Origin of the sequence: Ancylobacter lacus, from assembly GCF_018390635.1 — a bacterium.
GTDB classification, from domain to species: domain Bacteria; phylum Pseudomonadota; class Alphaproteobacteria; order Rhizobiales; family Xanthobacteraceae; genus Ancylobacter; species Ancylobacter lacus.
In genome coordinates this window covers 1-19,486 of record NZ_JAHBGE010000031.1, presented here as the reverse complement: position 1 = coordinate 19,486, position 19,486 = coordinate 1, and the positions used below count along the sequence as shown (strand labels likewise).

General features: G+C 71.1%; 19 protein-coding genes. 10 read left to right on the top strand and 9 right to left on the bottom strand.

Features of this window, described 5'->3' with window-relative positions:
• A partial coding sequence (locus KHC27_RS06205; RefSeq protein WP_213336342.1) for an SEL1-like repeat protein occupies nucleotides 1-3,058 on the top strand: 3,058 nt, incomplete at its 5' end.
• 63 nt (nucleotides 3,059-3,121) lie between these two features.
• On the opposite strand, the gene pdeM is transcribed toward KHC27_RS06205, so the two are convergent.
• The 3 genes from pdeM to KHC27_RS06190 form a co-directional block, all read right to left on the bottom strand.
• Nucleotides 3,122-3,862 (bottom strand): ligase-associated DNA damage response endonuclease PdeM, encoded by a 741-nt coding sequence (pdeM, locus tag KHC27_RS06200; protein ID WP_213336339.1) that lies wholly within the window; start codon nucleotides 3,860-3,862, stop codon nucleotides 3,122-3,124.
• Entirely contained in the window at nucleotides 3,849-6,365 is a 2,517-nt protein-coding gene (locus KHC27_RS06195; protein ID WP_343210840.1) for a ligase-associated DNA damage response DEXH box helicase, read from the bottom strand. The genes pdeM and KHC27_RS06195 overlap by 14 nt, the downstream gene beginning before the upstream one ends.
• Nucleotides 6,366-6,433: 68 nt before the next feature.
• Nucleotides 6,434-7,384 carry a class I SAM-dependent DNA methyltransferase gene (locus KHC27_RS06190; protein ID WP_213336335.1) on the bottom strand — a complete coding sequence of 317 codons (951 nt, stop codon included), beginning with the start codon at nucleotides 7,382-7,384 and terminating at the stop codon, nucleotides 6,434-6,436.
• A gap of 55 nt (nucleotides 7,385-7,439) precedes the next feature.
• Here KHC27_RS06190 and KHC27_RS06185 point away from each other — a divergent pair, with 55 nt between their 5' ends.
• Genes KHC27_RS06185 through KHC27_RS06170 form a run of 4 tightly spaced genes read left to right on the top strand, consistent with a single transcriptional unit; the run spans nucleotide 7,440 to nucleotide 11,812 of the window.
• Nucleotides 7,440-8,498: a ligase-associated DNA damage response exonuclease gene (locus KHC27_RS06185; protein ID WP_213336332.1), complete on the top strand. Its 1,059-nt coding sequence runs from the start codon at nucleotides 7,440-7,442 to the stop codon at nucleotides 8,496-8,498.
• The gene (locus tag KHC27_RS06180) at nucleotides 8,495-10,186 is read left to right on the top strand and encodes a cisplatin damage response ATP-dependent DNA ligase (RefSeq protein ID WP_213336329.1); all 1,692 of its coding nucleotides are present in this window, start codon (nucleotides 8,495-8,497) and stop codon (nucleotides 10,184-10,186) included. The genes KHC27_RS06185 and KHC27_RS06180 overlap by 4 nt, the downstream gene beginning before the upstream one ends.
• Nucleotides 10,176-10,445, top strand: a complete 270-nt coding sequence (locus KHC27_RS06175; protein ID WP_213336327.1) for a DUF6460 domain-containing protein — start codon at nucleotides 10,176-10,178, stop codon at nucleotides 10,443-10,445. Before KHC27_RS06180 ends, KHC27_RS06175 begins: the two co-directional genes overlap by 11 nt.
• Nucleotides 10,446-10,483: 38 nt before the next feature.
• The gene (locus KHC27_RS06170) at nucleotides 10,484-11,812 is read left to right on the top strand and encodes an MATE family efflux transporter (protein WP_425514860.1); all 1,329 of its coding nucleotides are present in this window, start codon (nucleotides 10,484-10,486) and stop codon (nucleotides 11,810-11,812) included.
• On the opposite strand, the gene KHC27_RS06165 is transcribed toward KHC27_RS06170, so the two are convergent.
• Together KHC27_RS06165 and KHC27_RS06160 are read right to left on the bottom strand one after the other, a co-directional pair.
• Nucleotides 11,805-12,878 (bottom strand): quinone-dependent dihydroorotate dehydrogenase, encoded by a 1,074-nt coding sequence (locus KHC27_RS06165; protein ID WP_213336324.1) that lies wholly within the window; start codon nucleotides 12,876-12,878, stop codon nucleotides 11,805-11,807. The two genes, KHC27_RS06170 and KHC27_RS06165, sit on opposite strands and share 8 nt — an antisense overlap.
• Nucleotides 12,875-13,258 carry a DUF952 domain-containing protein gene (locus tag KHC27_RS06160; protein WP_213336345.1) on the bottom strand — a complete coding sequence of 128 codons (384 nt, stop codon included), beginning with the start codon at nucleotides 13,256-13,258 and terminating at the stop codon, nucleotides 12,875-12,877. Before KHC27_RS06160 ends, KHC27_RS06165 begins: the two co-directional genes overlap by 4 nt.
• A 124-nt stretch (nucleotides 13,259-13,382) precedes the next feature.
• On the opposite strand from KHC27_RS06160, the gene KHC27_RS06155 reads away from it, so the two are divergent.
• On the top strand, nucleotides 13,383-14,009 hold the full coding sequence (locus tag KHC27_RS06155) for a S24 family peptidase (RefSeq protein ID WP_213336321.1): 627 nt from the start codon (nucleotides 13,383-13,385) through the stop codon (nucleotides 14,007-14,009).
• A 69-nt stretch (nucleotides 14,010-14,078) separates the two neighbouring features.
• Here the strand turns inward: KHC27_RS06155 and KHC27_RS06150 are convergent, their stop codons facing one another.
• Nucleotides 14,079-14,336, bottom strand: a complete 258-nt coding sequence (locus KHC27_RS06150) for a YMGG-like glycine zipper-containing protein (RefSeq protein WP_213336317.1) — start codon at nucleotides 14,334-14,336, stop codon at nucleotides 14,079-14,081.
• 176 nt (nucleotides 14,337-14,512) lie between these two features.
• Between KHC27_RS06150 and KHC27_RS06145 the strand changes: the two genes are divergently transcribed.
• Entirely contained in the window at nucleotides 14,513-15,154 is a 642-nt protein-coding gene (locus KHC27_RS06145) for a peroxiredoxin (protein ID WP_213336313.1), read from the top strand.
• 18 nt (nucleotides 15,155-15,172) lie between these two features.
• Here KHC27_RS06145 and fmt read toward each other — a convergent pair whose 3' ends face one another.
• Together fmt and def are read right to left on the bottom strand one after the other, a co-directional pair.
• Entirely contained in the window at nucleotides 15,173-16,090 is a 918-nt protein-coding gene (gene fmt, locus KHC27_RS06140; RefSeq protein ID WP_213336310.1) for a methionyl-tRNA formyltransferase, read from the bottom strand.
• A gap of 109 nt (nucleotides 16,091-16,199) precedes the next feature.
• Nucleotides 16,200-16,727, bottom strand: coding sequence for a peptide deformylase (gene def / locus KHC27_RS06135; RefSeq protein WP_213336307.1), 528 nt, complete (start codon nucleotides 16,725-16,727; stop codon nucleotides 16,200-16,202).
• Between the two features lie 101 nt (nucleotides 16,728-16,828).
• Between def and KHC27_RS06130 the strand changes: the two genes are divergently transcribed.
• From KHC27_RS06130 to KHC27_RS06120, 3 genes are all read left to right on the top strand, one after another.
• Nucleotides 16,829-18,016, top strand: a complete 1,188-nt coding sequence (locus tag KHC27_RS06130; RefSeq protein ID WP_213336304.1) for a DNA recombination protein RmuC — start codon at nucleotides 16,829-16,831, stop codon at nucleotides 18,014-18,016.
• A 99-nt stretch (nucleotides 18,017-18,115) separates the two neighbouring features.
• A complete protein-coding gene (locus KHC27_RS06125) occupies nucleotides 18,116-19,015 on the top strand; it encodes a LysR family transcriptional regulator (protein ID WP_213336301.1) in 900 nt (299 codons plus the stop codon).
• Between the two features lie 80 nt (nucleotides 19,016-19,095).
• The gene (locus KHC27_RS06120) at nucleotides 19,096-19,275 is read left to right on the top strand and encodes a DUF1328 domain-containing protein (protein ID WP_213336297.1); all 180 of its coding nucleotides are present in this window, start codon (nucleotides 19,096-19,098) and stop codon (nucleotides 19,273-19,275) included.
• Nucleotides 19,276-19,302: 27 nt separating this feature from the next.
• Here KHC27_RS06120 and KHC27_RS06115 read toward each other — a convergent pair.
• A partial coding sequence (locus KHC27_RS06115) for a hypothetical protein (RefSeq protein ID WP_213336294.1) occupies nucleotides 19,303-19,486 on the bottom strand: 184 nt, incomplete at its 5' end.

Below are 19,486 nucleotides of genomic sequence, written 5' to 3'. Positions count from 1 at the left end.
CTCCGCCGCCGCCCGGCCGCCGGAGGCCCGCCCCGCCGAGGAGCGCCCCCGCCGCGCCGCCTCGTCCGCGCGGGCGGCCGCGCCGGGCCGGTCCGAGCCGCCGGCACCCCGTCCCGATCCGCTGCGCGACGACCTCGCCGGCCTGCAGGCCCAGCTCGCCCGCATGGCCGAGGACATGCGCGAGATGCGCCACCACCTGCCCGCCGCCCAGGCGCTGGACGCGCTGCGCGGCGAGCTGGACGCCATGCGCGCCGCCCTCGCCGATCTCGCGCCCCGCCGCGCGGTGGAGGAGCTGGAGCACGCGCTGGTGCTGCTGGCCGACCGGCTGGCGCCCGACGCCCTGCCCTCCGCCCCGGCGGGCGAGATCGCCGAGGCGGTGGCGACGCTGCGCGAGGTGATCGCGCAGGCCCGGCCGGCCGGCGATCCGGCGCTGGCCGCCAGCGTCGAGCGGCTCTCCCGCAAGGTCGACCTCGTCAATGCCCGCTCGGTCGACGGCGCCACCATCGCCCGGCTGCAGGCCCAGGTCGCGGAGATGCGCACGCTGCTCGGCCACGCCCTCTCCACCGATGCGGTGCGCCGGCTGGCCGAGCAGGTGGCGCTGCTGGTGCTGAAGCTGGACGAGATCGGCCCCTCCGACGCCCGCATCGTGCGCGGGGTGGTGGAGGAGCTGGAGCCGCGCTTCTCCGCGCTGGACAGCCGCTTCGACCAGCTCGGCGCCCGGGTGGAGGCGGCGCAGGCGAACGGCGAACATCTGGCCGACCGCCTCGTCGGGCCCGTCGCCGACCAATTGGCCGACCAATTGACCGACCAATTGACCGACCGGCTGGCCGAAGCTCTGGCGCATCGGCTTCCCACCCCCGATCCCGCGCTCGATTCCGCGCTGGCCGCCCGGCTCGACGACATCCAGTCAGCGGTGGCCGAGGTGGCGCGCCTCGCGCCCGAGGGCATGACCCGGCTGTTCGACGGGCTGATGGAGCGGATGGAGCACATCGCCCGCCCCGGCGCGCCGGAAGGCGCGCTGGACGAGATCAACCGCCACATCGCCGCCATCGCCGAAAAGGTGGAAGCCAGCGACGCCCGCTTCGCCCGGCTGGGCGGCATCGAGCAGGCGCTGGAGGACCTGTTCGTCCAGATCGAGGAAACCCGCGCCAGCACGCTGGCCGCCGCCGAGGAGCGCGCCCGCGCGCTCGCCGCCGAGCGCACCGCACCCCCGGCCTCCGGCGCCGCCGCGCTGGAGGCGCTGGAGGAGATGCGCCGCGAGCTGGCGGAGCTGGAAGCCCGGCAGGACGGCACCGCCCGCCGCACCCGCGACACGCTGGAAGCCGTGCACGAGACGCTCGAGCGGGTGGTGGACCGCATCGCCTCGCTGCAGCCGCCCTTCCCGGATGTCGACGACGCCCTCGCCCGCGGCCGCCCGGCCCGCGCCGCCTTCATCGAGGCGCTGGAAGCCATGGAGGCCGCCGCCGCGCAGGCCGGCGCCGCCGTGGAGACGACGTCCGTCGGTGGCGAGATGGCGGGCGCCAAAGCTCTGGACGCCGACCCTCTGGACGCCGACACCCTCGACGCCGACGCGTTCGACACGAAGGCCACGACCCCCACCGCGACCGAGCGCGGCTTCGCCGCCACGGCGCGCCCCGCCGCGCCCTCCGCTCTCCATCGGCCGGCTACCGACCGGCCGCAGCGCGCCGCCGGGGCGGACGCTCCGGGGCAGGACATTCCGGGGCTGGACATTCCGGGGCTGGACATTCCGGGGGCGAACCTGGCCGGCGAGGACGACCTGCCGCTGGAGCCGGGCTCCGGCGCGCCGCTGCCGGCGGCGCCGCGCGCGGCCGGCCGCCCCGCCGGCCGCCCGGCTCCCGTCCTGACCGCCGAGGACGAGGGCCGCGCCACGCCGACCCGCAGCAGCTTCATCGCCGCCGCCCGCCGCGCCGCACAGGCCGCCCCGCAGGTCGAGGTGTTCGACGAGGACGACGAGGACGCGGTGGAGTCCCCGCGCCGGGCTTCGCCGCTGGTCCGGCTGCTGCGGCGCGCCGGGCTCATCGCCGTGCTGCTGGGCTGCGGCGGCGCGCTGGCCTATGGCAGCGCGCGGCTGGCGGACGGCCCGATGCTGAAGGCGCTGGCCGAGCTGCGGCAGATCTGGCAGCCCGACCCCGCGCCGGTGGTGGACGCCGCGGCCCGGGTGCCGGCCGCCAGCGACCCGGCTACGCCGGACGCCGCGCCGGCCCGTGCCGAAGCCGCCGCCGAGCCGGCCGCCCCGACCCTGCCCGCCGGCACGCGCGGCCCTGCCCAAACGCCGGCCGCCGGCCCGGCAGCGACGGCGCCGGTCCTCGCCCCCGCTCCGGGCGCTGCCGCCACGGGCGGCGGTGGCCCGGGCACTGCCGCCTCGGGCGGCTCTGCCGCGCCTGTTCCCGCGCCGCCGCCCGCCAGCCTCGGCAATGCCGCGCTGCGGGCCGCCGCCCTCGCCGGGCAGCCCGACGCCGCCTATGAGGTCGGCCTGCGCTATGCCGATGGTAACGGCGTCGCCGTTAACGCCCCGCGCGCCGCGCAGTGGTTCGCCTTTGCCTTCGAAAAGGGCTCGGTGCCGGCCGGCTTCCGTCTGGCGGCACTGCTCGACAAGGGCGCGGAAGGGCTTCCCCGCGACGCCGGGCGGGCGCTGGCGCTCTACCGCGCCACCGCCGAGGCCGGCAATGTCCGCGCCATGCACAACCTCGCCGTGCTGCTGGGCGAGGCCGGCGACTATGCCGCCGCCGCGCCCTGGTTCATCCGTGCCGCCGAACGCGGGGTGCGTGACAGCCAGTACAATCTGGGCGTGCTCTACGGCCGCGGGCTCGGCGTCGCCCGCAACCTCCCGCTGGCCTATCGCTGGTTCGCCATCGCCGCCCGCCGCGGCGACGTCGAGGCGGTGCAGCGGCGCGACGAGGTGGCGAGCCGGCTCGACTCCGAGACGATCAGGACCCAGGACGGCGCCGCCCTGGCGTGGGAAGCCACCGACACCGACCGCCGCGCCAATGTCGCCGCCCGCAAGCCCGACTGGGACCTCGCCGCCCCGCCGTCCTGACCGGAGCGGGCGCCGGGGGCCGGCGACAGGGTCACTCCCAAAGCCGGTGCCGGCCGAGCCGCCTCAGCGCCGGTCCGGCACGCAGGCGTGGTGGGCGATGCGGTAGGTGCGCGCGGCACCGGTGACATAGGCGGTGTAATCGCCGGGAAACAGCGCGGCGAGCGCGGGGTCGCGGATGTTCAGCCCGCCGGCATAGGCGCCCAGCGCCGGCAGCACCAGCCGCCGGGCGTCGCCGGCGAAGCAGCGCCGCCGGATGCCCCGGCCCCGCCGCACCAGCCGGGCCACCGGGTGGAAATGGCCGGCGAGTTCCCCGGCGCCCGCCTCTGGCACCGCACCCGGCTCGTGCCGCAGCACCAGCGGGCCGAGCCGCAGCTCCGGCAGGTGGGTGCCGCCGAGCTGCGGCGCCGGGTCGGGGTCGTGGTTGCCGGCGATCCACACCAGCTCGCGGCCGCGGCCGAGCGCCGCCAGCGCCTCCCGCTCCCGCGGCCCCAGCCGGGCGCCGGCGCCGCGGTCGTGCAGGCTGTCGCCCAGCGCGACGAGGGTGCGCGGTTGCCAGCGCTCCACCAGCCGGGCGAGCAGAGCCAGCGTGGCAAGGCTGTCATAGGGCGGCAGCATCACGCCGCGGGCGGCGAAGGCGGACCCCTTTTCGAGGTGCAGGTCGGCAACGATGAGCGCGCGCTCCGCCGCCCACCAGACCGCGCCGGCGGGATCGAGCGCGAGGCCGGCGCCGGCGAGCGCCACGATGTCGGTCTCACCGCACCGTTCGGCCTCATCGTCCACCTCACCGCACTCATCGGCCAGCATCCATCGCCTCCCTCACCAGCTCCGCCTCGGTCTCCGCGAGCAGGGCATCGGCCGCCTCGCCGGACACCGATTCCCGGCCGATTTCCAGCATCGCCGGCACCGCCAGCGGCGACACCCGGTCGAGCGGGACATGGTCGATTCGGCCCCGGATGCGGGCGAGCATGTCGGAGAGGCGGCGTATGTCCAGCAACCCCGTCGCCGCATCCGCCCAGGCCGCCCGCAACAGCACGTGATCCGGCTCGTGCGAGCGCAGCACGTCGTAGACGAGGTCGCTCGACATGGTGACCTGCCGGCTGTTCTTCTCACGCCCGGGAAAGCGCCGCTCGATCAGCCCGGCGATGACCGCGCATTGCCGGAAGGTGCGCTTCATCAGCGCCGATTCCGCCAGCCAGGCGTCGAGATCGTCGCCCAGCATGTCGGCATCGAACAGCGCGGCAAGGTCGAGCCGGCCCTGCACCACCGCCAGCGAAATATCGGAAAGACCATAGACCACAAGGGCATAGTCGTTGCAGACGAAGCCAAGCGGCCGCAGCCGGGCGCGCTCCAGCCGGCGGGTCAGCAGCATGCCGAGGGTCTGGTGGGCGAGCCGGCCCTCGAAGGGATAACAGACGAGATAGTGCCGGCCGGCGCGCGGAAACGTCTCCACCAGCAGGTCCTCGCGGCCCGGCAGGCGCGAGCGCAGGCGCTGCATGCCGAGCCATTCCGCCACCTGCGACGGCAGGCTGTCCCAGCGCTCGGGGCTCGCCAGCATCGCCCGCACCCCGGCGGCGAGATAGGTGGAAAGCGGAAACTTGCCGCCGGCATAGGAGGGAACCTTGGGGTCGGTCGCGGCGGTGCGCGAGACGTGCACCTCCTCCTCCACGATGGCGCGATATTCCAGCACCTCACCGGCGAAGACGAAGGTGTCGCCGGGGCTCATCGTCTCGACGAAATACTCCTCCACCTCGCCCAGAACCTTGCCGCCGAAGCGCGCCCGTGGCCCCTGCCCGGCCCGCACCAGCCGCACCTTCAGCATCGAGGATTCAACGATGGTGCCGACATTGAGCCGGTACTGCTGCGCCACCTGCGGGTTGGCGACGCGCCAGCGGCCGTCCTTGGTCCGCCGGATGCGGGCGAAGCGCTCATAGGCCCGCAGGGCATAGCCGCCGGTGGCGACGAAGGCCAGCACGGCGTCGAAATCCTCTTTCGTCAGAGCGGCATAGGGTTCGGCCGCGATCACCTCGCGGTAGAGGTCCTCGGCGGCGAAGGGCCCGGCGCAGGCCATGCCCAGCACATGCTGGGCCAGCACGTCGAGCGCGCCGGCGCGCTCGACCCGTGCGTCCTGCGCGCCCGCCGCCACCGCCTCCAGCGCCGCCCGGCACTCCAGCACCTCGAAGCGGTTGGCCGGAACCAGCACCGCGCGGGACGGCTCGTCGAGCCGGTGGTTGGCGCGGCCGATGCGCTGCATCAGGCGGGAGGACCCCTTCGGCGCCCCGACATTGATCACCAGATCGACATTGCCCCAGTCGATGCCGAGGTCCAGCGAGGAGGTGCAGACCACCGCCTTCAGCCGGCCCTCCGCCATCGCCGCCTCGACCCGGCGGCGCTGGGAGACGTCGAGCGAGCCGTGATGCAGCGCGATGGGCAGGTTCAACTCATTGATCTTCCACAGCTCCTGAAACAGCAGCTCGGCCTGCATGCGGGTGTTGACGAACACCAGCGTCGTGGTCTGGCCGGCGATCCGGGCGTAGATCGCGGCCAGCGCGTGGCGGGCGGTGTGCCCGGCCCAGGGCAGGCGTTCGGCGCTGTCGAGCATGGAGATGTCCGGCGGCGCGCCCGGCGGCGCGACGACGAGATCGCCCATCCGCAGCTCGCCGTCGCCGGGCTGCGCCACCAGCCAGCGCCGCAGCGTGGCGGGGTCGGCCACCGTGGCGGACAGGCCCACCGTCTGCACCTGCGGCGCCAGCCGTCGCAGCCGGGCGAGGCCCAGCGCCAGAAGATCGCCGCGCTTGGCCCCGGCCAGCGCGTGAAGCTCGTCCAGCACAATGCGCCGCAACCCGCCGAAAAGATGCGGGGCATCGGCCGACGCCAGCAGCAGCGCGATCTGCTCGGGCGTGGTCAGCAGGATGTCGGGCGGGTCGCGCCGCTGGCGCTGACGGCGCGAGGCGGGGGTGTCGCCGGTGCGGGTCTCGATACGGATGGGAAGGCCCATCTCGGCCGCCGGCCGCTCCAGATTGCGGGCGACATCCACCGCCAGCGCCTTTAGGGGCGAGATGTAAAGAGTATGGAGCCCCGGCGGCGCGTTGCGACGGCCGGCAAGCTCGACCAGACTGGGCAGGAACCCCGCCAGCGTCTTGCCGGCGCCGGTCGGGGCGATCAGCAGGGTTGAGCGTCCGGCCTGCGCCCGCGCCAGCAGGTCGAGCTGGTGCGGCCGCGGCGCCCAGCCGCGCGCCTCGAACCAGCGCAGGAAGCGCTCGGGCAGGTCGACCGCCGGGACGGCCTCGGAGGGAGCAGAGGACAGCACGGCGCAAGGCTAATGGATGTTCTACAAAAGTTCCACGCCCCTCGGGGTACCAGCGGCACCAAAGGGCATCACCCCGCGCGCTGCGCCACCAGCACGAGGCCCGGCACCGGCTCGCCCTTTTCGGTGCGGGTGGAGGCGTGGGTGCAGGAAAGCAGGCTGAGCCCGGCCGCTTCCAGCGCCGCGCGCATATAGGGTTCGGCATGGGCGTAGCGCAGCGTCTCGCGCAGCAGAACCCCTTCGCCATCATGGGTTTCCACGGTGAAAGCGAGCAGCCCCGCGGGCTCCAGTACCCGGGCGCTCTCCACCAGCACCGGCCCGAGGTCGGCAAGGTAGCAGAAGGCATCGCCGGCGAAGACGAGGTCGACCTCACCCGCCGGTCGCGCCGCCAGCCAGCTCGTCATGTCGGCGGCGGCGAGTTCGTCATAGCCGCCGCGGGCGCGGGCGCGTTCCACCATGTTCGGCGAGAGGTCGACCCCGGCCAGCCAGCCGATCCGCTGCCCGAGCCGGGCGCCGACAAGACCTGTGCCGCAGCCGAGATCGAGCGCGCGGGCGAAGGCGAAGGGCCGCGCCAGCGCGGCGCAGGCCTGCGCCAGCGCCGCCTCGATCCGCTCCGGGCCGGAATAGTCGAGCTTCGCCAACGCCGCATCGAACCGGCCGGCATACTGGTCGAACAGCGTGCGGACATAAGCCGCGCTCAGTCCCGAGGCGGCCGGCGTGTCCGCCTCCCGTCCCCCCGCCAGACGCGCCAGACGCGCCCCGGCGCCGAGCCGGTCCTGCGGGTCGAGCGCGAGCGCGCGGCGGAACGCTTCGGCGGCGGCTTCCTCCTCGCCGCCGGCCAGCCGGGCCTCGCCGAGCAGAAGCCAGCCGGGGAGGAAGCCGGGGGCACGTTCCGTCGCCTCCGCCAGCAGGGCGGCGGCATCGGCGGCATTGCCCTCCTCCAGCAGGGCGCGGGCCCAGTCGAGCCGGCGGTCCACCGCCGCGTCGCCGGAGGAGAGGAACAGGGGAGCACCAGCGGACATTGTAAGCCGTATAAACCGGGCAAAGTGAAATCACCCGCCCTATATCTGCTTGCGCATGCGCCCGGAAGACCTGCTGATCTCGACGCCCCAGGGGCTCTACTCGCCGGCCGGCGACTTCCATGTCGACCCGACCCGGCCGGTCGCGCGCGCCGTGATAACCCATGGCCATTCCGACCACGCCCGCGCTGGCCACGGCGCGGTGCTGGCCACCGCCGAGACGCTCGACATCATGGCGATCCGCTATGGCGCCGACTTCGCGGGAACGCGGCAGGCGGCGCCGTTCGGCACCCGGGTGGAGGTGAACGGCGTCGGCATCACCCTGCATCCGGCCGGGCATATTCTCGGCTCGGCCCAGGTCGCGATCGACTGGCGCGGCCTGCGCATCGTCGCCTCGGGCGACTACAAGCCGGGTGCGGACCCGACCTGCGCGCCGTTCGAACCGGTGCGCTGCGATGTCTTCATCTCCGAGGCGACCTTCGGGCTGCCGGTGTTCCGTCATCCCGAGCCGGCGCAGGAGATCGCTAAACTCACCGACTCGCTCGCGCTGTTTCCGGAGCGGGCGCATCTGGTGGGGGCCTATCCGCTCGGCAAGGCGCAGCGCGTTATCGCCCTGCTACGGGCCGCCGGGCATGACCGCACCATCTGGCTGCATGGCGCGATGGAGAAGCTCACCGCCTATTACGACAGCCGCGGCATCGGCATGGGCGATGTGCGCCCGGCGCGCGACGCCGCTGCGGTGGAGCTCGCCGGCTCGGTCGTCATCTGCCCGCCCGGCGCGATGAGCGACGTATGGTCGCGCCGCTTTCCAGACCCGGTAACCGCGTTCGCCTCCGGCTGGATGCGCATCCGCGCGCGGGCCCGGCAGAACGGGGTGGAGCTGCCGCTGATCCTCTCCGACCATGCCGACTGGGACGACCTGCAGGCCTCGATCCTCGCGACCGGTTGCTCCGAGCTGTGGGTGACCCATGGCCAGGAGGACGCGCTGGTGCACTGGGCGCTCCTCGCCGGACTGCGGGCCCGGCCGCTGCATCTGGTCGGCTATGGTGAGGAGGAGGCTGAGGCTGCCGCGCCCGAGACCGCCCCCGCCGCGGCGCCCACGGACACGCCGGCATGAACCGTTTCGCCGCCCTGCTCGACCGGCTCGCCTATGAGCCTCGCCGCAACGGCAAGATCCGTCTGATCGCGGACTATTTCCGCCACGCCCCCGACCCCGAACGCGGCTGGGCGCTGGCGGCGCTGACCGGCGCGCTGAGTTTTCGCAACGCCAAGCCCGGCATGATCCGCCAGCTCATCGCCGCGCGCACCGACCCGGTTCTGTTCGCGCTGTCCTACGACTATGTCGGCGACCTCTCCGAGACGGTGGCGCTGATGTGGCCGGCGCCCGCCGCCGCTGCCGTGGCGGAGCCGCCCACCCTTGCCGCCGTGATCGACGCCTTCGCCACGTTGGGGCGCGGTGAACTGCCGGAGCTGCTGGCGGGGCTGCTGGACCGGCTCGACGAAACCGGACGGTGGGCGCTGCTGAAGCTGATCACCGGCAGCCTGCGCATCGGCGTGTCGGCCCGGCTCGCCAAGACCGCGGTCGCGACCCTGGGGGAGGTGACGGCGGACGAGATCGAGCTGGTCTGGCCGGGCCTCGTGCCGCCCTATGAGGCGCTGTTCGCCTGGGCCGAGGGGCGCGGGCCGCGCCCCGAGACGGAGAACCCCGCCCCGTTCCGTCCGGTGATGCTCGCCCACGCCATCGAACCGGAGGACTTCGCCGGTCTCGACCCCGCCGACTTCCGCGCGGAGTGGAAATGGGACGGAATCCGGGTGCAGGCGGTGCGGTCAGCCGGCGGGGGCGAAGCCGTGATCCGGCTCTACAGCCGCACGGGGGAGGACATCTCCGGCGCCTTCCCCGATCTCGCCGAGGCGCTCGACTTCGAGGGCGCGGTGGATGGCGAGCTGCTGGTGCTGCGCGAGGGACGGGTACAGTCGTTCAACGTGCTGCAGCAGCGGCTGAACCGGAAGAGCGTGACGGCGAGGCTGATGGCCGAGTTCCCGGCCCACATTCGTGCCTACGACCTGCTCGTCGACGGCACCCAGGACCTGCGCAGCCTGCCCTTTGCGGCACGCCGCGAACGGCTGGAGCGGCTTGCCGCCCGCCACCGCGGCGGGCGCATGGACCTCTCGCCCCTCGTCGGCTTCGCGAGCTGGGACGAGCTCGCGGCGGCACGGCGCGACCCCGCCGGCCATGGCGCGGGCGCCGATGCCGAGGCGGTCGAAGGGGTGATGCTGAAGCGGGCCGACAGCCTCTATCTTCCCGGCCGGCCGAAAGGCCCGTGGTGGAAGTGGAAGCGTGACCCCCACACGGTCGACGCCGTGCTGATGTACGCCCAGCGCGGCCATGGCAAGCGCTCCTCCTTCTACTCCGATTACACCTTCGGGGTATGGAACGCGGCGGGCGAGCTGGTGCCGGTCGGCAAGGCCTATTTCGGCTTCACCGATGCCGAGCTGGCGCAGATCGACCGGTTCGTGCGCCGCAACACCGTGAACCGCTTCGGCCCCGTGCGGGAAGTCACGCATACCGCCACCGAAGGTCTGGTGCTGGAAGTGGCGTTCGAGGGTCTCGCCCGCTCCACCCGCCACCGTTCGGGGCTCGCCATGCGTTTCCCTCGTATCGCCCGCCTTCGCTGGGACAAGCCCCCGGGGGAGGCCGACCGGCTGGAGGCGCTGGAACGCCTCGTGGCGGAACCCGCCCCCTCCCCGGGGCGGGGACAGCGTGCTAGGTCATCCCCGCAACAGGAGCCGGAACATGACGGATAAATCGATTGGCCGCTTCATGGGCGGCTCGCCGGTGTGGGTCGTCATCCAGCTGGTGATGCTCTCGGTCGTGGTCGGCGTCATCCTGAGCGCGCTCGGGCTCGATCCGCTCGACATCGTCTCCAGCCTGCGCCGGCTGGTCGAGCATCTCTTCAGCTTCGGCTTCGAAACCGTCGAGCGGCTGTGGCGCTACTTCCTGCTCGGCGCGGTCGTGGTGCTGCCGCTGTGGCTGATCCTGCGAATCGCCCGCGGCCTGCGCTGACGCCCACCGTAAACCGCCGCCCGACACCGGATGCTTCCATGCTGATGAACGCGACGGCGGGACGTGCCGACGTCACCCACAGACGCTTTCTTGCCATCGCCCTGCCGGCGACCCTGGCGCAGATGACGACGCCGCTGCTCGGCCTCGTCGCCACCGGCGCGGTGGGCCGGCTGGGCGACGCGGTCATGCTGGGCGCGGTGGCGGTGGGGGCGCTGCTGTTCGATTTCGTGTTCTGGGTGTTCGGCTCGGTGCGGATGGGCACGGCCGGGCTGACCGCGCAGGCGCTCGGCCGCAACGACCGGGTCGAGATCGGCGCCGTGCTGGCCCGCGCGCTGCTGATCGCGCTGGCCATCGGGCTGGTCATGATCCTCGCCCACGGGCCGATCGCCCATGTCGCCTTCACCACCATGGGCACCAGCCCGGCGGTAACGGCGGCGGCGACGACCTACTTCGCCATCCGCGTGCTTTCGACACCGTTCGCCATCGGCAATTTCGCCCTGCTCGGATGGCTGGTGGGCATTGCCCGCACCGATATCGGGCTCGGCGTGCAGATCCTCATCGCCGGCGTCAACGCGGCGGCGACAATGCTTCTGGTGCTGCACTGGGACCTCGGCATCGCCGGCGCCGCCGCCGCCAATGTGGCGGCGGAGGTGAGCGGCACCACGGCCGGCCTTCTCGCCGCGCGGCGGCTGCTTGGCCACGGGTGGCGCATCCCGTGGCGCACCGTGCTGGAGCGCGCCCGGATCATCGAGACCATCGGCGTCAACACCGACATCATGATCCGCACCGGGCTGCTGATGCTCACCCTGCTGTTCTTCACCGCGCAGGGCGCCCGCGACAGCGACGCCGTGCTGGCGGCGAATGCGGTGCTGCTGAACATCGCGATGGTGTCGGCCTTCTTCCTCGACGGCTTTTCCACCGCTGCCGAGCAGATCTGCGGGCAAAGCGTCGGCGCCCGCGACCGCGCGGGCTTTTCCCGCGCCGTCCGCATGGTGCTGCTGTGGGGCTTCGGCTTCGCGGCCCCCGCCACGCTGCTGCTGCTGGCGGGCGGCGGGGCGGTGGTGGACGTGCTGACCGCCAATGCGGAGGTCCGGCTGCTGGCGCGCGAATTCCTGCCGCTGGCCGCCCTCACTCCGCTCATGGGGGTTGCGGCCTTCGCCTATGACGGCATCTATGCCGGCTCCACCTGGTCGCGCGACATGCGCAATCTCATGCTGCCGGCGGTGGCGCTGTTCTTCCTGGTGTGGTGGACGACGCGGCCCCTCGGCAATACCGGGCTGTGGATCGCCTACCTCTCCTTCCTGGCCGGTCGAGGCGCCGTTCAGGCGCTGCGGCTGCCGGCGCTGCGGCGGCGCACCTTCACATGACCGGAAAGGGCGTGGCGACGAGATCGCGCGCAGCGCGGCCAACGCTGGCCGCCAGCGTGGTGCCCTTCAGCCTTTCCGCGAGCCCGGCCTTGATGCGGGGCACGAGGCCGAAACCTTCATAGACCAGCGCGGAATAAAGCTGGATGAGACTGGCGCCGGCGGTGATCTTCGCCCATGCCGTATCAGGACTTTCGATACCGCCGACTCCCACCAGCGGAAACTGCCCTTCGACGCGCACGAACGTCTCCGCCAGCATCCGGGTGGCGAGCGGAAACAGCGGACGCCCGGACAGGCCACCGGTCTCGCCACGCTGCGGCGAACGCAGCGTCTGGGGCCGCGCGAGCGTGGTGTTGGAGACGATCATCCCGTCGACGCCGCGCCGCCGCGCCACACCGACCACCGCATCGAGATGAGGAAGCGCGAGGTCGGGAGCGATCTTGAGCAGCAGCGGCACCCCGGGGGCGTGCCGGTTCCGCGCCTCGAGAACCCGGCCGAGCAGGTCGTCGAGCGCCCTCTCCTCCTGCAGGTCGCGCAGACCCGGCGTGTTGGGCGAGGAGACATTCGCGGTGAAATAGCTCGCCAGTCCGGCAAAGGCCTCAATGCCGGCGACATAGTCCGCCGGGCGGTCGGTGGAGTCCTTGTTGGCCCCGACATTCACCCCGACGATGCCCGGCCGGCCGCGGCGGGCCGAAAGCCGGGCTCGGGCTGGACCATGGCCGCCGCTGTTGAAGCCGTAACGGTTGATGACGGCGCGGTCCTCGGTCAGGCGAAAATTGCGGGGCCTCGGATTCCCCGGCTGCGGGCGAGGCGTGATGGTGCCGACCTCGGTAAAGCCGAAGCCCAGACCGAGCAGGGCGTCGGGCACCTCGGCTTCCTTGTCGAAGCCGGCAGCCAGCCCCACCGGGTTAGGGAAGCGCAGGCCGAACGCCTCCACCGCAAGGCCGGGATCGTCCACAGCCGGCGGCCGCGGCGGCAGGCAGGTCAGGCCGCGCAGGGCGAGCCCGTGCGCCCGCTCCGGGTCCAGCAGGCGGGCGAAGGGCAAGGCCAGATCGAGAAGCGCGCTCATGCCGGGTTCCCGGGGCCGTTCAGTTCGGGGAAGACATGGCGTCCGTCCGCGCCGAGCGGCAGCGGCCGGACCCAGCGTACCGCCGCCAGTGGAAGCTCGGCGTAGAGATGAGGGAAAAGATCGCCGCCGCGCGAGAGCTCCCAGCGCAGCGCCGCCGGATCGAGCGCCGCGGTGGCGATGGCCACCAGCAGGAGGTCGTCCTGACCGCGGAAATGGCGCGCAGCGGTTTCCTCCACCTGTCGGGCGGTGGAAAAATGGATGAAGCCGTCGGCGATATCGACCGGCGCGCCCTCGAAGCGGCCAAGCCGCTCGGCCGCCTGCCACAGGGCACGCGGGCAAATCTTGAAGAGGATATCGGCGCGGGGACAGCCTGTTGTCATGAGGCGAGCACTAGATCGCGGACGGTTCTTCTGCAAGCAGGGCTGGACAAAAACGTGAATAGGGCATAATTCCTATAAGTAGATAAAATTCCATGGCCTTTCACGCCCTCTACGGAATCACAGCATGCTCACGCATTCGCAAATCTGGAAGGCGGTGGACCAACTGGCCGAGCGGCACGGCCTCAGCGCCTCGGCGCTCGCCAAGCGGGCCGGTCTCGATGCCACGACATTCAACCGCTCCAAGCGCATAACCCCGGACGGGCGGGCGCGCTGGCCCTCGACCGAAAGCATCGCCAAGATCCTGGCTGCGACCGGTGAGGGCATGGAGGACTTCATGCAGATCGTGGTCGCCAGACCAGCGACAAACCGGGCCATTCCCCTGCTCGGCCTCGCTCAGGCCGGCCATGGCGGCTATTTCGACGATGCCGGCTTCCCCGTCGGGGCCGCGTGGGATGAGATCGCCTTCCCCAATGTCGGCGACGAGAATGTCTACGCGCTGGAAATCGCGGGCGAATCGATGATGCCGCTCTACCGGGACGGTGATCTCGTGGTGGTTTCACCCACGGCCGCGGTGCGGCGCGGCGACCGCGTCATCGTCAAGACGCGGGACGGCGAGGTGATGGCCAAGGAGCTGAAGCGGCGCACGGCAAAGACCGTCGAGCTGCGCTCGCTGAACCCCGACCACCCCGACCGCCTGCTTCAGGTCACCGATGTCGCCTGGGTTGCGCGCATCATGTGGGCCAGCCAGTAGGACGCATGAAAACGGCCCCTCGCGGGGCCGTTTCCTGGTACCGTGACGATCGGCATGCCGTGCCGAGGCTCAGCAGCGCACCAGCACGGTGCGGCCATAAGCGTCGCGGGCATAGCACTCGCGGGGGGCGGTGGCCGCGCCGACGACCGCGCCGGTGCCGGCGCCGACCGCGGCACCCACCGCCGCACCGGTGCCGCCACCGGCAAGGCCGCCGATCACCGCACCCGTGCCGCCACCGATGAGAGCACCGCCCGTAGCGCGGCGTTCCGTCGTGGTGCAGGCCGCAGCGCTGAGCGCCAGGGCCGAGATGGCGATGATCTTCAGCATGTCATGTTCTCCCGCGAGACATTCAGTGAGGTGCCGGCGTTCCCGGCTCGCGGCGTCAACGCGTGGTGGTTTATCCGGTTCCGGCGGGACGGAATTCCGCGGGGACGCGATTGCCCCGGACGACAACGGCGATTAGAATAGAAAATTAGTAGACCAATAGGCCTGAGGAGCAAGCCATGACCATCCGCATTGGCGACGTCGTTCCCGACTTCGAAGCGCAGACCACGGAAGGACCGATCCACTTCCACGAGTGGCTCGGCACCTCGTGGGGTGTGCTGTTTTCCCACCCGCGCAATTTCACGCCGGTCTGCACGACCGAGCTGGGGCAGGTGGCACGGCTGAAGCCGGAATTCGACCGCCGCAACGTGAAGGTCATCGGCCTTTCGGTAGACCCGCTCGACGCCCATGCCAAATGGGCCGACGATATCGCCGAGACTCAGGGTTATGCGCCGAACTTTCCGCTCATCGCCGACCCCGAGCGCAAGGTCTCGGACCTCTACGACATGATCCACCCGAACGCCTCGGACACCTTCACCGTCCGCTCCGTCTTCGTCGTCGGGCCGGACAAGAAGCTCAAGCTCTCGCTGACCTACCCCGCCAGCACCGGCCGGAACTTCGACGAGATCCTGCGGGTGATCGATTCGCTGCAGCTCACCGCGCAGCACCAGGTGGCGACCCCGGCGAACTGGACCCAGGGCGGCGACGTCATCATCGTCCCCTCCGTCAGCGACGAGGCTGCGAAGGAGAAGTTCCCGGGCGGCTGGACCACGCTGAAGCCGTATCTGCGGGTGGTACCGCAGCCCGGAACCAACAAGTGAGGAGTCGGGTGCGGCCGGTCAGCCGAGCCGCGTCCCCGGCGGCAGCGGCGTGCCGCGCTGGAAGTCGGCCGCCGCCATGGCCCGGCTGCCGGCGCGTTGCACCTCGAGAAGCCGCACGGCGCCTTCGCCGCAGGCTACGGTTAGCGCCCCGTCCAGCACCTCGCCCGGAGCGCCGGTGCCGGCTGCCACCGTCGTGCGCAGCACCTTGATGCGGGTGCCGTCCAGATCGAACCATGCCCCGGGAAACGGCGAGAGCCCGCGCATGTGATCATGCACCTCCCGCGCGGGGCGGCTCCAGTCGATCCGGCTCTCGGCCTTGTCGAGTTTGGCGGCATAGGCGACGCCCTCCGCCGGCTGCGGCGTGAACACGAGGCCGCCGCGCTCCAGCGCGGCAAGGGCCCGTGCCATGAGATCGGCCCCGATCAGCATCAGCCGGTCGTGGAGTTCGCCCGCCGTCATGTCGGGGCCGATTTCGACCCGCTCCATCAACCCGACCGGGCCGGTGTCGAGCCCCGCCTCCATCTGCATGACGGCGACGCCAGTCTCCCGGTCGCCGGCCATGATCGCCCGCTGGATCGGCGCCGCGCCCCGCCAGCGCGGCAGCAGCGAGGCGTGCAGGTTGAGACAGCCGAGTCGTGGCGCGGCGAGGATGGCGGGCGGCAGGATCAATCCGTAAGCGACGACCACCGCCACATCCGCCTCATGCGCGGCGAACGTCTCGGCGGCCTCCGCCGTGCGCAGCGAGGAGGGATGGTGCACCGGCAGGCCAAAGCCCTGCGCCGCGGCATGGACCGGCGAAGGCACCCGATCGAGCCCACGGCGCCCGCCCGGCGCGGGCGCACGGGTGTAGACCGCAACCACCTCGTGGCCCCGTCCGACGATCTCGGCCAGAGTTGGGACGGCGAAATCCGGCGTGCCCATGAACACGATACGCATGCGGAGCCTCAGTTCGACTGAACGCGTCAGAAAGGGATGCCCGGCGTGCAGGACGCCGGAAGCTGTGCCCGGTGCCCGCCTTGGCCGCGGGAGCGGCTGTGCCCGGTCGTCAGGACTTGCCGTCGCGTTCGCGCTCGCGCAGCGCCTTGGTGAATTTCTTCACCACCCGGTCACGCTTGAGCTTGGAGATGTGGTCGATAAACAGGACGCCGTTGAGATGGTCGATCTCGTGCTGCACGCAGGTCGCCAGCAAGCCGGACGCCTCGATCTCGCGGGTCTCCCCGTCCAGATCGAGGAACCGGACGGTGACCCGGGCCGGCCGCTCGACCTCCTCGTAATATTCCGGGATCGAGAGGCAGCCTTCCTGATAGACCGACAGCTCCTCGGAGGCCGCGACGATCTCCGGGTTGATCAACACAAGCGGCTGCTTCTCCTCGCCCTCGCGGGCGACGTCGATGGTGACCACCCGCTCGGGCACCCCGACCTGAATGGCCGCCAGCCCGATGCCCGGCGCATCGTACATCGTCTCCAGCATGTCCTCGACAAGCGTGCGCACCTTGGCATCGATCCGCACAATGGGATCGGAGGCAAGACGAAGGCGGGCGTCGGGGATGATGACAAGCGGGCGCGTGGACATGCCTGCCAGATAGGCGAGCCAAACTTGCCGGTCAACGCCCTTCGCATAGGTATGTTCACTTTACGTTCGCATCCCGACGCAAATTGCGCTACTGCTCAGCCATGGATCAACCCGTCTTCCTGCTGGGAAACCATCTCGTCACCACGGGCGAAGTTGCGTTCGCCGCGGCCGGACTGGCGTTCCTTCTCCTGTTTTCGCTGCTGGCCTCGGCGCGACGAAACGCGCGCCAGAGGCTCGATGAGGCCGACGAGCAGGCCCGCCGCGCCGAAGACCTTGAAGCCCGGCTGGTGCAGCTCGCCCGTATCCAGGCGGAGACGGCAGGGCGGGTACAGTCCATGACCGAGATCCTCGCCCAGCGTCAGGGCGAGCTGGCCCGCGCCGTCGCCGAGCGGCTGGACGCCAGCACCTTCCGCATGGGGGAGAGCCTCGCCCGCGCCAGCGAGGCGACCCACGAGAATCTCAACCGGCTGAACGAACGTCTCGCGCTGGTCGATCAGGCCCGGCAGAGCCTTGGCGAACTCTCCGGGCAGGTGATGAGCCTGCGGGAGACCCTGGCCAACAAGCAGGCCCGGGGCGCCTTCGGCGAAGGGCGCCTACAGGCCATTGTCGCCGACGGCCTGCCGCGCGACAGCTTCGCGTTCCAGCATACGCTTTCCACCGGCCGGCGCGGCGACTGCGCGATCTTCCTGCCCGGCGACCGCCGCCCGCTGCTGGTCGATTCGAAGTTTCCGCTCGAAGCGATCACCGCCTTCCGCGAAGCCGGGACGCCGGAGCTGCGGCGGCAGGCCGAAACCCGGCTGAAGCAGGATGTCGGCCGGCACATCGCCGATATCGCCGAGCGCTATCTCGTGCCGGGCGAGACCCAGGACGTCGCCCTCATGTTCGTTCCCTCGGAGTCGGTCTATGCCGACCTGCACGAGCACTTCGACGACATCATCCAGCGCGCGTTCCGGGCGCGGGTCATCCTCGTCTCTCCCTCCCTGCTGATGCTCGCCATCCAGGTGGTGCAGGCCATCGCCAAGGATGCCCGCATGCGCGAGCAGGCGGACCGTATACGCGCGGAATGCGGCGCGCTGGTCGCCGACGTGGTGCGGCTGCGCGACCGCATGGGGAACCTCCAGAAGCACTTCGGCCAGGCCGGCGAGGACATCGCCCAGGCGCTCGTCTCGGCGGACAAGATCGCCCGCCGCGGCAGCCGGATCGAGCAACTGGAATTCGAGGCTGGCGCCACGCCCGGCCCGGCGGACATGCCGGAGCGAACGGCACCGCTGTCGCAGGCCGGCGAGTGAGGCGGCCGCATCGGCGCCAGCCTGACATCTGTCCAATTCGCAACAGACCGGCGCATCTGATAAAAGGCCGGATTGCCCATCGGCCCAGGAAGCGTTTGCGTGCTCGACCGTTTTGAACTTCTGCTCGCGCTCGCCAAGGAGCGCCATTTCGGTCGCGCGGCCGAGGCCTGCGGGGTCACGCAGCCGACCCTTTCCGCTGGGCTGAAGCAGCTGGAGGAAGCGCTGGGCGTGCGGCTCGTCGAGCGTGGCTCGCGCTTCATCGGCTTCACACCGGAAGGCGAACGGGCACTGCAATGGGCACGCCGCATCGTCGGCGACGCCCGCGCCATGCGGCAGGAAATCGCGTCGCTGCGCAAGGGCCTCAGCGGTCACCTGCGGATCGCCGCCATTCCCACCGCCATGCCGATGCTCTCCGACCTCACCACCCCCTTCCACCAGAAGCACCGCGAGGTCCGCTTCACGCTGATGTCGGCGACGTCGAACGAGGTGCTGCGGCTGATCGAGAACCTGGAAGCCGACGCCGGCGTCACCTATCTCGACAATGACCCGCTTGGCCGGGTGAAGAGCATCCCGCTCTACCGGGAGGGCTACCGCTTCCTGACTTCAGTCGATGCGCCCCTCGGCGACCGCCAGCGTGTGACGTGGAAGGACATCGGCGAGGTGCCGCTCTGTCTTCTCACCCCCGACATGCAGAACCGACGGATCGTGGACCGCCAGCTCAAGGTCTCAGGCCATGCGGTGACACCCATGCTGGAGTCCAATTCGACCATCGCCCTGCTGGCCCATGTCAGCACCGGCAAATGGGCAAGCGTCGTGCCCACCTCTCTGGCGGATGTGTTTGCCTTTCCCCCGTCGATCCGTTCCATCCCGATCGTCGAGCCGGAAGTGCTGCACGAAATCGGCCTCGTGGTGCTCGATCGCGATCCGATGACGCCCATCGTCGCGGCACTTATGGCCGAAGCCAAGTCCATCACCCCATCGGCCCTGCCCCACGCCTGATTTCACAAAGACGGAACCTCCCGCGCCCTCCGCCGTTGTCTGGCTGACAGTGGTACTTCATACAAATCGGGAGTTCTACCATGCTGAGCTGGGCCGTTACTTTCCTCGTGATCGCGCTTATCGCGGCTGTGCTGGGCTTCGGCGGCATCGCCGGCACCGCGATCGGGATCGCGAAGATCATCTTCTTCGTCGCTATCGTTCTCTTCCTGATTTCCGCCGTGTTCGGTCTGGTCCGCGGGCGCCCCAGCCGGATGCCCTGAGGCCGGCTGACGCCCATCCGGTTGGACCTACGGTTTCAAAGAGACCGCCGGTTTCAAAGAGACCGCAAAAAACGCTCCCGTCGCCGACGGGGGCGTTTTCCTGTCGAACGCCCAACGCTCAAAAAGCCGTATGACGGCGAAACAGCCGTACAGCGCCGTAAGCGTCGTCCCGGCGGCACCTTCATAGGTTGGGCGTGAAAGCGCAGTCTGA